This window comes from Patescibacteria group bacterium, assembly GCA_023473585.1.
In the GTDB taxonomy this organism is placed as follows: Bacteria; Patescibacteriota; Microgenomatia; order JAMCYU01; family JAMCYU01; genus JAMCYU01.
Genome location: JAMCYU010000003.1, coordinates 1 through 13,016, shown reverse-complemented (window position 1 = coordinate 13,016; position 13,016 = coordinate 1). Strand labels below are relative to the sequence as shown.

Sequence of the window (13,016 nt, the reverse complement as noted above, 5' to 3'; positions counted from 1 at the left end):
ATTAACCTAATTTCTAAGATTGGAAATTGGGGATTTTTTAGATTAATTAGAAATTAGAATAATTAGAAATTCTCCTTAACCCTTATTTAAACTCTCTAAGAATTCTTTGTTCGAAGAGGTTTTCCCTAATTTATCAACCAAGGCTTCGGTTTGGACAGCGGCTTCGTCCCCTAAAAGTCCCAGCATGCGTCTTAAGGTGACGACTCTTTTCAAAGTTACCTCGTCAAACAGGATCTCTTCCTGACGGGTCCCGGAAAGAATGACGTCAATGGCCGGGAAAATTCTTTTGTTGGCCAAGTCTCTGTTTAAATGTAATTCCATATTGCCGGTGCCTTTAAATTCTTCATAAATTAAATCGTCCATCCGGGATCCGGTATCAACAAGACAAGTCCCGATAATCGTCAAACTGCCGCCGTTTTCAAAACAACGGGCGGCGCCTAAGAATTTTTTCGCCGGATAGAGGGCGGTCGGATCAAAACCTCCTGACAGAGTTCTTCCTGACGAAGGCATGCAAAGATTGTAAGCCCTGGCCAGTCTGGTAATCGAATCAAGCAAAATAACCACATCCTTACCCATCTCCACCAGTCTCTTGGCCCGCTCCAGGGCAATTTCGGCAACTCTGGTTTGATTTTCCGGCGGTTCGTCAAAATTGGAGGAAATGACTTCGCCTTTAATGTTTCTTTGGATGTCTGTCACTTCTTCCGGCCGTTCGCCGATTAAAGCCGCCATCAAATGAATTTTCGGATCATTAGCGGTAATCCCGTTGGCAATCTCTTTTAAGATTGTTGTTTTGCCGGCTTTAGGCGGGGAAACGATTAAGCCTCTTTGCCCCCGGCCGATCGGCGACAAAAGATCAATCATTCTGGTGGATAACGGCAATTTTTCCGTTTCCAGTTTAATTTTTTCTTTAGGATAAATGGCGACTAAATCGTCAAATTTAGCCCGATTCATGGTCTTTTCCGCTTCTTCGCCGTTGATTTTTTCGACCTTTAAAAGACCAAAATAGCGTTCGTTGTCCTTAGGCGGTCTCGCCTGCCCGCCGACCATGTCACCGGGACGAAGCATAAATTTTCTGATTTGTGATTGGGAAATGTAGATGTCGGAGTTTCCGGGAATAAATTTCGGCCGTAAAAAACCGTGCCCCTCCGCTTGCATGTCCAAAATCCCTTCCATGTAGGTCGCGCTGGCCAAATCATCGGCTCGATCAGGAAAACGACCATTAAAAGGAGAAACCACCGGGGTATGGTTGTTATTGACGATCGGCAGAGGTTTGGGCTGATTAACTTCGGGTTTGACTTCTTGATTCCCCACCAAATCCTCAACCGTAAAAGAGGGAGCTGTTAGTTTCGTTACCATGAAATTAAAAATAAATTGGACACAAACTTTGGAATTAAATAATAGAAAGTACTTGAGGTATCAATCCAAAGACATTTATACCATGACTCTAATCTCTTGTCAAGAACCAGATTTTTTTGATCTTTAAATCAAATCTCGTCTGTAGACCAACCGCTTGCTCTTTCCAAACCTTGTTCAAACTGAGAGATTAAAGATTGACGATCAAGTTCTGATACCAGTGTGGAACAATCAGCCTCGTCTGTTGTCAATTGGTCAATAAGATTGTCTCCATTATAGCCCCTCATAAGGACAACGGCTTCTATTTGTGGAGGGTTGTTTGGAGACTCAAGACCAAGTCTTCCGTTTTCGTCTAAAAAAAGACGAAACATCGTGTCGCTCCAAGGATATGCCTTTTGTAAACCTGACCTCCAGGCAACATTCGTATCGGTTACTTTTGTGGGAAAGACTTCAAATTCCTTGTCAAACCCTGCTCCTCCTAAAACTCGAAACCTTTGATCTTCTCCTTGGTAAAGTGGGTGGATGTATAATTCTCCTCCGTCTCTGTCAAAAACAAAGCCTTTTAAAACGTATGTTTGGTAACTAGGGGCTAAAAAATCTAATCTTTTTATAATCTTTGCTTCCGCAACTCTATTGGCTTGTCTTAAATCCGCCAATCCCAAAGTCTTTTCAAGTTTATCTGATGATGGTGACATAAAAATTTACCTTTCCGGGCAAGAAGAGCAGAAAAGATTGATAACGACGCTTATTTTATGATTCTTTTTTTTGTTTGTCAGGTCAGCGCCAGCTGGGAAACCAAAAATAGGTTTCGTTTAATTCTTTAAGAATCGGCAGGGCCGAAAGATGAGGATAAAAATAGACAAAGACCAAAATAACAAGTATTAAGTAGTAAATAGCAAGTATTTTAAACCGAGGACTTTGCCAGAGTTTGTCTAAACTATACCCCAGGGCTAAACACATAAAGGGAATGGAGGGCAGATAATGATAAAGAAACATAATCCGCGGCGACAAAGCCCAGGGAAGAAAGAAACCAAAATAACCCACAACAATAAGTATTAAGTAGAAAGTATCAGGTATAAAGTATTTTCGTTTTATACTTAATACTAAATACTTAATACTTAATACTAAAGTGTAGCCGACCGCCAAAAGACCAAACCACCAGATCGCCGGATTGCCCATGGCGTAAATATTGGCAATCGTCTCTTTACCATAGTCAACATAATACCAAACCGGCCTAAACATAAACGGCCAGGAGTACCAGGATGAGGTAAACGGATGAGTCGCTTTAAGCCCGGTATGATACCACCACATTTGGTGCTGGAGTCCGTCAAACTGCTGCCAGGTATGCCCGCCGGCAAAGAAAGGCAGATAAGTAAAAAGATAAACGAGAAGCGGAATAGCAAGAAAAATTAAAAGAAACTTAAAAAATCCCCGCAAGAGATGGCGTCCAACAATTTTTGTAGCTTCACAGCTTACGGCTTCGTCTTGACCTAAATCTGACTGCGTGCTATCACTTGATTTCTTTATCAGGGTTGACAAGGTGGAGCGAAAAAATTCGTTGGCGACGGCTCTGAAAAGAAATAAACCTCCCAAAATCCCGATCGCGTACATGGCTGTCCATTTGGAAGCCAGAGCCAAACCCAGGCTTATACTCATAAAGAGAAGATGGGTATCTCCTTTTTCAAGAGCACCCCTGACGCCACCCATCGGAAAGAACAACGTGCTATGCCCAGGTCTTTGAATGGAGGCAGACCCGGGTGCGGGTTGAAAAAGTGAGGACCCAGCTTCTGATCGATACCTGGTAAACAGATAAAACGCCAAAAGCATAAAGAAAAGAAAAAAGGTGTCGTTCATGCCGATTCTCGACTGGACAAAAACCAAACCGTCAAAGTTTAAAAGAAAGGCCGTGATTAAACCGACACGCTGATTAAAAAGCTGTTTACCCAAAAGATAACCCAGGACGATAACCCCGGCGCCGAAAAGCGCCACCGGAAAACGCCAGGCAAAAGAATTTTCCCCAAAAATCTTAATCCCCAAAATCATCATTTCCTTGGCCAAAGGCGGATGCGTCCATTCATAGGCAAAACCCTTAGGCGGCGTATTCCACCACTCCCAGGCCGCTAAATTTCCCTTTTCCATTTCCACGGCCGTAAAAGCGTGGTAAACTTCATCAAATATGTAAGTCTTTGGAATATCTAAACGTATCACTCTAATAAGAAAGCTTACAAAAAACAGGAAAATAACTAAAATCATTTCTCTTTTTATCTTTTTCTCCCAGACAAATTTCTCTAATTTCCCCAATCCCCTTATTCCCCAAACTAAAATTAAGCCAAAAATTGTCACCGAAAGAAAACTTAAAAATTTGAAGTTGTTACCGATAAAATCTGTCAATTGGGTAATTTTCAGAAAATTCTGATTGTAATAAGTGTAAACGTAATAAAGATTTAGAAAATGAAGAACCGATAATGTCCCGTAACCAAACCAGATTTTTCTTTTGTTAGTCAAAGCCGCCGTAATGAGAAAAAAAGGAAAAAAAGCATAAAACCAGCGCTCGTGCACGCGCGTCGGCAACATAAAAAACATTAAAACGATCAGGGCTGCCGAAAAAAAGAAAAACATGACGTTTTTCTTTTGCCAATAAAGAAAATAGGTAAAAAGCAAACCCGAGGCTAAAAGAAGAAAACCCCAAAACTGATAAGACAAGCCCATAAAATTTAAATTGTCTGGTTCCCAGGTCCCCAAAAGACCCCATAAATTTACGGCAAAGAGCGAGGTATAAGGATAGGTATTACTGCTTTTGATGGTAAGCTGCATTAATCCGGAAAGCGGATTTTGAGGAAAAAACGGCAGGCTGATCAAGAAAATACTGCCCGCAAAAGCGAAAAGATTAATGACAATCTCGCCTACCGTTGCTTTTTTGGTAACCATCCATAAAAGAAATAAAGGGAGGAAAAAGATGGCCTGCGGCTTCAAAAGACATGAGACTCCCAAAACGACAAAGCTTAGCTTTTCTCTTTTTTTTAACAAGAGAAAAACGCTTGAAAGAAGCGACAAACTAAAAACCGAATCAATTTGTCCCCAGATAGCGCTGTTAAAAAAAGTGAACGGATTAAATAAAAATAAACCGGCGGTTAAAAGAGCCAGCCTGGAAGAGCGGTTTTCTTTGACTGTCTGATAAATAAAAAAACCAATCCCCAAATCAGCCAAAACCGCCGGAATTTTCATTAAAATTTCATAAGGAAGATTGGGAATAAACCTATGGAGATCTGCCAAAAACCAAAGAACATAAAGATAGGCCGGTAAATAATCGCACCAAATCGTGCCATAAAATCGCGCCGGCCCGACCGCTAAAAGATGGTTGGCCCAGGCCATCCAATCATTGATATCAATGCCAAAGCCAGGCAACGGCAAGAGAAACAATCTTCCTAAAAAGGCCAGAAACAATAATAAGGGCATATTGCAGAGTCTTAGGACTTATAAACCAAATTCAATTCATTATATCAAAGATACTCGTTTTAATTTTTCTTTTTAAGCCGAAAGATTGTCTTCGCCGCTTCAAGTTCATAATCTTGATCTTGAAGGGGTATTTTTTCGATAAAATAAACCGGCCTGATTCCATTAAATTTTTTAGCCAATTCCAGCCACTTCTCCGGCCCATCATTAATGATGGTCACGTCGTTTCTTATTTTTTCAACTTTAGTTAAATACCAAAGCGGTGTGGAATAACTCCACCACGCAAAAATAACGCTATCTTTGGGAACAATCTTTAGGGTGTTTTCGGCATAAATTAGCGCCTGGTAGTTTTGGCTTTGGTCAACTAAAGGATAATTGGTTTTTATCTCCCCAAACAACATAAAAATCAGTAAAAATAAAATTAAGAAAGAAAGACGACCGATTGTCTGGTTAATAAAGGAAAAACTACTAAAACCCCAGATGATAATGATTAAAAAAGAAGAGATAAAATAACGTTCCAAAATCGCGTTCTGATAATGAAGGCTAAAGTAGAGGGTCGAAAGGAATAAAATAAGAGTCAGAATTGTAAATTGAGAAAGTTTTTTTAATCCAAAGAAGAAGCCGATGGCTGCCGGTATCAAAAAAAACGAGGGCAAGAAGGTCCCAAGGCTCGAATAATAATAAAGCATTGTCTCCTTAAAACTGTTCTTCGTCCATGCGTGCATGAACCCGGAAAAATCGCTGCCGAAAACGTGACGGTAAAAATTAGTCAAATTGTCAATTTTATAATTAATGACTAACGGCTCCTTAACTAAAGACAGGATCGGTAATAAAAGATAAACCGAAAGCCCCAGCAAAAATAAAAGCAACGAATTAATTAATAATTTAAGGTTAAGCGATTTAATTTTTAGAAGAAACGTCAAGCCCAAAAGAGGCAGAAAAAAAATCGAAAGCATATGGTTGCCAATTGATAAACCAATAAGTAAGGAGACAACGGATAATAATTCCGCTTGTTTTTCAACGATTATTTTATAAAAAAGAAAAATCACCATCGTCGTCAATAACAAATGAAGGCTATGGACTTCCGCTCTTACCGCCATGTCCCAGATTGGTTTGCCCAAGCCGAAAACTAACCCCGCCAAGAAAGAGACGGCCGAATCTTTAGTGATCTTTTTTATTAATAAAAATAAAAAGCCAGAGGATAAAGAAACACAGATGGCGGAAAAGAGATTCATGCGCCAAGCGACTGAGCCAAAAGGAAAAATGGTCAACCAAATTTTACCAAGGACGATATAGGTCGGGTAACCGGTCGGATGACCGATATCAAAAGTAGAGGCAATTGTTTGTAATTCACCGGTGTCCCAAAAACCGACTGTTGGTAATAAAGTTTTCAAATAGAAAACCATTAAAACTGAAAAAACAAGCAAAAAACCCATACCAACGGTTAGTTTTCCCTTAGCCATCAGAAAAATGATACAATTAATAAGAAATATTTACAAATAATTATGGGAAAAAAATCTTCTCTCGGTTTATTTTTATTATTTAGTCTTTCCGCTTTCATCTATTGGTTAACGTCCGGAGGCACAACTCCCTATAATTATTTTGTGAGACTGGCCGATGCCTTTTTGCAGGGACGCTATTGGCTGACCGAACAACCAAGCTGGTTAAGCGAACTCGTGCCCGCTGGTCCGGGAAAATTTTATGTTATCCAACCACCCATGGCCGCCATCATAGCTCTTCCTTTTGTGGCTTTTTTTGGTAAAAATTTTCCTCAACAAATTCTGGCCCATTTAATCGGAGCCGGTATTGTCGTTATGACCTTTCTTTTAGCGCAGACAGTGACTCATAACCGAAAAATTGCTTTGTGGTCAGCCATTCTATCCGGTTTTAGCTCAATTATTTGGTATCTTTCCGCTACCGGTTCCGTTTGGTATCTTGGCCAGCTGACTGCCTGTTTCTTCCTTTTAGCCGCTGTCAGAGAAGCGGTGGGCCAAAGAAGATTGTCGCTAGTCGGAGTTTTCATCGGCGCCGCCTACCTCTCAAGGATCCATACAATTTTAGCCATACCTTTCTTTTTGTACTTATTGAAAGAGAAGATTCTGACCCTTAAAAATATCTTTCTTTTCAGTTTTCCCATCGTCATCTTTCTGGGCTTTAATGCCGTTTATAATTTTGTCAGGTTCGGAGTTTTTTACGACAAGGGTTACTATCTTATCCCGGGAATTCTTAACGAGCCTTGGTTTACTCAGGGCATGCTCAACCCTGTTTATCTTCTAGAGCACTTGCGGATCATGTTTTTAGAAATGCCCAAAAGGTTGGATTATTTTCCCTTCGTGCAGCCCTCCTGGTATGGTTTAGCTATTTGGATCACCACGCCAGCCTTTATTTATAGCTTGACGGCTAATATTAAAGAAACCGTTGTCAAATTTGCCTGGTTGGCAATTTTTTTAATTTTTTTATTAGTTGGTTTACGAGGAGGTACGGGGTGGACCCAGTTTGGCTATCGTTATGCCGTCGATTTCTACCCTTTTTTGCTTTTTTTAACCATTAAGGGTGTGGCTCGAAGTGGTTTGAAATGGCATCATTGGCTGCTGCTCCTTTCGGGTATCATCGTTAATCTTTGGGGAGTTATCTGGATTAACAAATTCGGCTGGGTAAGTTTTTAAAGATATAAGTCCAAGTAGAATTAAAAAGGGAGTAGTATGCCTGCCCTACACACTACTCCCTAAAAATATTTCTTCTAAATTAAAGTTGTTTTTATCCGCTAAATTTTAAGATTTTGCCTCAAGAATTTTACTTGACAAACTTTTTATTTAATGTTAATTCATAAGACATAGGCATTCGGTCACCTCTGCCTAGTGACCGATTGCCAACACAAAGGGCATTACTACTCGAGGCGTGCGGCTTGCGGTAGTGATGCTCTTTTTTGTTCCCTCACAATGTAAAAACCGGAATCGATAAACCTTTACGTGCCAATTCTCTTAATTGTTCCTGGGCGACTTTTAAAACCGCCTCATTTTCAAAATCAGCACCCACCTTATTCATTCTTTTCTTGTTCCTGCCTAAAATTTTATCAAGTATTTTGTGCATAAAATAAAGCCTTATTTAAGCTATAGCACATCAAAAAACCTTTGTCAAGACCCCATAGTATTTTAAACTTAAAATAGTTGATATCCTATAATTTTAGATAATAGTTATAGAGCGTTGTAACAATCTTTTAAGATACACTAATTCCTTGTTGATAATTTGGGGATAGAAAAACCTGTCAAAAAGAGGCTCTTTTAACGGAGGATTTTTTGACTGACACTGACGAGTGTCTTAACATTGGTGGGGGTAATGGGTATGGTGAAACCTAAGCGCCTAGCCTCTTTGACCCTTTTTTCTTCGCCGATGACTTTTCTTATTTCGCCCAAAAGCCCGACTTCACCAAAAACAAAACTTTTTGAAGGTAGGGCTTTACCTTTAAAACTGGAAATAATCGCCAAGGCCACGCCTAAATCAGCCGCCGGCTCGTGCACGACCAAGCCGCCGGGAATATTGACAAAAATATCCCATGATTGGAGGGGCAAACCCAAGCGGCGATTAATAATGGCGGCCAAAATCGTTAAACGACCCTGATCAAAACCACTGGCGATACGGCGGGGAAAAGCTAAGTTTGTCGGCACCGCGAGGGCCTGAATTTCGACCAGGATTGGTCTTGTTCCTTCTAAAAGAGGGACAACGACCGAACCGGGAACCTCTTTTTCTCTTTCCTGTAAAAATAAAGCCGAGGGGTTTTTAATTTCGACCATCCCTCCGTCCTCGATTTGGAAAATACCGACCTCATCCGTTGGGCCAAAACGGTTTTTCAAAGAATGTAAAGTCCGACCCGGATAAAATTTTTCGCCTTCCAAAATTAAAACCGTATCCACTAAGTGTTCCAAAACCATTGGTCCGGCAATGGCTCCTTCTTTGGTCACATGACCGATTAAAAAAATCGGCACCCCTAATTGTTTGGCCACCCGCGTCAATCGTGTTGCGCACTCTCGGATTTGTCCAACAGAACCGCTGGCCCCGGTTAGGTCGGAAGTTTCTAAAGTTTGAATAGAATCAATAATAACCATTAACGGCTTTAATTCTTGTATTTGGGTACAAATTATATCCGCATCAATCTCCGGAAATAGTAAAAGACTATCGGTCTTAATTTTTAAGCGCTCGGCGCGGATTTTTACTTGCTCCGGGGACTCTTCGCCGCAAACATAAAGACCCCCTAACTTGGCACAAATTTGTAAAAGCAAAGTTGATTTACCGATACCGGGATTACCCGCCAGAAGAACAACACTCCCGGGGACAATTCCCCCGCCTAAAACCCGATCCAATTCCTCAAGACCGGTTAAAATTCTTTTTTGGGAAAGACTTTTGATTTCGGAAAGTTTTTGCGGGTTTATCTTGCCTTCTCTTAAAGTAGTCCTTTTAGAAGACGCAGGTTCCATAACGGCGGTTTCGACGAGTGAATTCCAGGTACCGCAATTGGGACATTTCCCCAACCACGAAGCCGATTCATACCCGCACTGCTGACAGATGAATTTAGAGTAAGTCTTCATTTTTTGAGAGGATGGCGCGTAACAATTTTCGACAACCCCGCACTTACGCTCCTGCCAATTCTTGTAGTAAAACTACGTGCTAGTGCACTAGCACAATAATCTACCAAGGACAATGCGAGGTGAGAAAATTCGTTACCGCCAGCCTCGCCACCTACCGGTACCCCACTGGTTTTTCTTTTAAAACCAAGGTTAAGGAAATCTTTCTTTTTTGATAATCAATGCCTTCGATGACACAGGTGATTTTTTCATTTTCCTTAAGTTCAACCTCGGGCGGAATTTTGGAGATATGGATAAGACCCTCGATCCCCTTTTCCAATTCGACAAAAACGCCGAAACTGGAGATTTTTTTAACTTTACCGGTAATTTGCTGTTCCGGATTGTATTTTTTCACCAATTCCTGCCAGGGATCGGCAGTCAACTGCTTGACTGATAAATTAAGGCGTCCGGTTAAGGTATTTGTTGAGATAACCAGAACTTTGATTTTATCGCCGATTTTATAGTAGTCACTGGGGTTGCCGACTTTTTCCCAGGCCATTTCGGAAATATGCACCAAACCCTCAACCCCTTCAACGTTGACAAAAACCCCGAAAGGGACGATGCCTGAAACGGTCCCTTTATAAGTTTGGGCAATTTTGATTTTGGCTAAGGCCTCAGGATTCCTTTTTTCTCCCTGTGCCCTTTTTTCGGAAAAAACCAAACGATTGGTTGTTTTGTCAATATCCAAAACAATAACCCTAATCTTCTCACCTAAAGATTTTTGGCCTAAAGCGGAGGCTAATTGCGAAGCCGGTAAAAATCCCCTGACTCCCTGCCAGTCAACCAGAAGTCCTCCCCTGGCCGATTCAAGGTTGGAAACCTCAACGGCTTCTCCTTTTTCCTTTTTTTCCAGTAATTCCTGCCATTTTTTATCCAAACCGGCCCGGCGAATTGACAAAACGATCTGACCGGCGTCGGTTTCGGGAGAAACGATTTGGACCAAAATCTCATCACCAACTTTAAGATTGGGAAAAAGACCGGCGACTAAATCAATTTCTCTTTCGGAGATGATCCCTAAACTTTTATAACCGATGTCAATTAAAATTTCCGAAGGCTTAATCGAAATCACTTTCCCTGTCACCGTATCACCCTTCTTAAAACCACGAAGTTGATAGCCGGTGTTATTCAAAAGCTCCTCCATGGTTTGAGGTTCTTTAGAGGACTTAGTACTTAAGACTGAAGACTTAAGACTTTTTAATTCTTTTGGTGTTGAGTGTCTGGTGCTGAGTGTTTTGTTTGCCAAAAATCATACACATCCTTTCATTGCAAAGTAATAAAATTATAGCCTTTTCTCCCTTTTTAGGCAAGGGGGAAATTTAGCCATAAAAATACCGGCCTCGACCATCTCCCGACAAAAGGAGGGAGTAGCCACGCCTATTGGCGGGGCGTTTTTTTGCGGTCAACTTCATGGAGAGTTTTAGCCATAAAAATACCGGCCTCGACCTATTTTCGCGGTAACTTGCGTCACAACTATCGTCGGTGCTGGAGTGTTTTACGATTCTGTTCGGTATGGGAAGAAGTAGTTCCACTCCGCTTCAAAGACCGGTAAAATTATTATACCTTAAAAGGTAAAGAGAGTCTCTCTTGCCCGTTAAGAAACGCTCCCCGAGCCGCAGTAGAAATCTACTAAGGCAAGAGAAAAGTTTCAAACGGGTGATTTAAAAATTTGCTTGGTTGGTCTATTAGTATGGCTCGGCTAAAACCCTTACGGGCCTTACACCTGCCACCTATCAACCCGCCTCCGCCTTGCGGCTTCGGCGAGGTTCGCCTTGCGGCGACCCCGTCATCTTCGGGGGACCGTAACAGAACTTAATCTTAGGGTGGGCTTGGCGCTTGATATGCTTTCAGCGCTTATCCCGTCCAGATGTAGCTACCCAGCAATGCAACTGACGTTACAACTGGTATACCAGGGATCTGTTCCCACCAGTCCTCTCGTACTAGGCGGAAATCCCTTCAAGTTCTAATCGCTTGCACCGGATAGAGACCGACAATCATGTTACATCCCGATTAAATCGGGAGATACAACATTTCTGTTGTATTCTGCATGTTGCCATGCAGTTCGGACTATATCTTCCCTTCGTTTCTCACTTAGGGTCTGGCGTATAGTCTCTGAGGCTTCTCTTTTAGAAATGTGAGGTGTGAAATGGGAAACTGGATACTGACATGGGAAATGTGATTACTTGAAATTGATCCACTTTTCTCTAAGATTCGTCAATTTTTTACCTAAAATATCATATCGACGAATCAATTGATCTGCATAAGCATAATTTATATATTTTCTGCTTTTAGCAAAAGCTAAATGGCACATCATTTCGTTAGCTTCAGCCAATGCATCTCTTAAGAATTTTTTGAATTCTTTCTGGAATTCTCGCTTTGAATATCCTTCTGCAATTAATGCAGGAATTGATCTTGACGCTCTTTTCATTTGATCTACTAAAAGAAATTTTTCTTCTGGAGGAAATTTCTTTAAAAGATCGTCTATTTCGACACTTAATTGAAATGATTCTTTGTAAACATCAAGGTCAAGAAAGCTTTGAATCGCCATATTTTTATCTTATCACACTTCTCACTTCTTCATCCAGCTTCCCACTTCTCTTTTCTCATTTCCTAATAAAGAGCTTGCTTGCTGATTATCCCCACTTTCAAATTTTTACCTTATTGAGGTATTGGAAGATACTAACGGGATTTTCCAGCAATTAACCAGATTTATAGACAGCAACGGTCAATTTTTACTGTCTTACGACGTTCTGAACCCAGCTCGCGTACCCTTTTAACCGGCGAACAGCCGGACCCTTGGGACCTTCTTCAGCCCCAGGATAGGATGAGCCGACATCGAGGTGCCAAACCGCATCGTCGATATGGACTCTCGGATGCGATCAGCCTGTTATCCCCGGGGTAGCTTTTATCCGTTAAGCTCGGACCCTCCCACGAGGTATCCGAGGATCACTAAGACCGACTTTCGTCCCTGCTCGACATGTCCGTCTCGCAGTCAAGCACTCTTTCGCCTTTGCGCGTCCAACACGATTTCCATCCGTGTTAAGAGTACCTTTGTACGCCTCCGTTACCATTTAGGAGGCAACCTCCCCAGTTAAACTGCCCGCTAGACATTGTCTCTCCGCCAGATTTTTATGTGGCTTGGAGATTAGAATTGATATTCCCAAAGAGAGGTGTTCCATTAGTGCTCGCGCGCAGCGCGAGAGAAACCAGAAATCAGATATAGAAATTAGGAATTAGTTTATTACCAATTCCCAATAACTAATATCCATATCTTGCTTCCCTTGTGCTACGCACAAGCTCCCTCCTACACTCGACAGTTGAAAATATCTCCTCAGTGCCAAGTTACAGTAAAGCTCCACGGGGTCTTTTTGTCCTGGTGCAAGTAGGCCGCATCTTCACAGCCACTTCAATTTCGCCGGGCAAAGGCTCAAGACAGTCGCTTGCTCGTTCTACCTTTCGTGCAGGTCGGAACTTACCCGACAAGGGGCTTCGCTCTAATTACCGATTAAATCGGTATTGGACTATATCTTTCCCGACCTAGTCGGGATCCGACGTATAGTCTCTGAGGATTTTAGAAACAGAAGGATGGATTGT

Annotated in this window: 8 protein-coding genes and 2 rRNA genes; 1 reads left to right on the top strand and 9 read right to left on the bottom strand. The window is 41.6% G+C overall.

The features are described from left to right. Positions 1 to 75: 75 nt before the first annotated feature. From rho to M1575_00725, 4 genes are all read right to left on the bottom strand, one after another. Positions 76 to 1,356 (bottom strand): transcription termination factor Rho, encoded by a 1,281-nt coding sequence (gene rho / locus M1575_00740; protein ID MCL5095252.1) that lies wholly within the window; start codon positions 1,354 to 1,356, stop codon positions 76 to 78. A gap of 128 nt (positions 1,357 to 1,484) precedes the next feature. Then, positions 1,485 to 2,048, bottom strand: a complete 564-nt coding sequence (locus tag M1575_00735) for a hypothetical protein (protein MCL5095251.1) — start codon at positions 2,046 to 2,048, stop codon at positions 1,485 to 1,487. 82 nt (positions 2,049 to 2,130) lie between these two features. After that, positions 2,131 to 4,809, bottom strand: a complete 2,679-nt coding sequence (locus M1575_00730) for a glycosyltransferase family 39 protein (protein ID MCL5095250.1) — start codon at positions 4,807 to 4,809, stop codon at positions 2,131 to 2,133. Between the two features lie 59 nt (positions 4,810 to 4,868). Beyond that, positions 4,869 to 6,269, bottom strand: a complete 1,401-nt coding sequence (locus M1575_00725) for a DUF2723 domain-containing protein (GenBank protein ID MCL5095249.1) — start codon at positions 6,267 to 6,269, stop codon at positions 4,869 to 4,871. A gap of 42 nt (positions 6,270 to 6,311) precedes the next feature. On the opposite strand from M1575_00725, the gene M1575_00720 reads away from it, so the two are divergent. Further along, positions 6,312 to 7,472, top strand: coding sequence for a hypothetical protein (locus tag M1575_00720; GenBank protein ID MCL5095248.1), 1,161 nt, complete (start codon positions 6,312 to 6,314; stop codon positions 7,470 to 7,472). 268 nt (positions 7,473 to 7,740) lie between these two features. On the opposite strand, the gene M1575_00715 is transcribed toward M1575_00720, so the two are convergent. The 5 genes from M1575_00715 to M1575_00695 form a co-directional block, all read right to left on the bottom strand. Further along, the gene (locus M1575_00715; protein MCL5095247.1) at positions 7,741 to 7,896 is read right to left on the bottom strand and encodes a hypothetical protein; all 156 of its coding nucleotides are present in this window, start codon (positions 7,894 to 7,896) and stop codon (positions 7,741 to 7,743) included. Positions 7,897 to 8,087: 191 nt separating this feature from the next. Continuing rightward, positions 8,088 to 9,389: a DNA repair protein RadA gene (radA, locus tag M1575_00710; protein MCL5095246.1), complete on the bottom strand. Its 1,302-nt coding sequence runs from the start codon at positions 9,387 to 9,389 to the stop codon at positions 8,088 to 8,090. A 151-nt stretch (positions 9,390 to 9,540) separates the two neighbouring features. Then, complete coding sequence (locus tag M1575_00705) at positions 9,541 to 10,566, bottom strand: S1 RNA-binding domain-containing protein (protein MCL5095245.1); 1,026 nt, start codon at positions 10,564 to 10,566, stop codon at positions 9,541 to 9,543. A 289-nt stretch (positions 10,567 to 10,855) separates the two neighbouring features. Beyond that, positions 10,856 to 10,972, bottom strand: a 5S ribosomal RNA gene (rrf, locus tag M1575_00700). 114 nt (positions 10,973 to 11,086) lie between these two features. Then, positions 11,087 to 13,016 (bottom strand): 23S ribosomal RNA (locus M1575_00695); the annotation flags it as partial.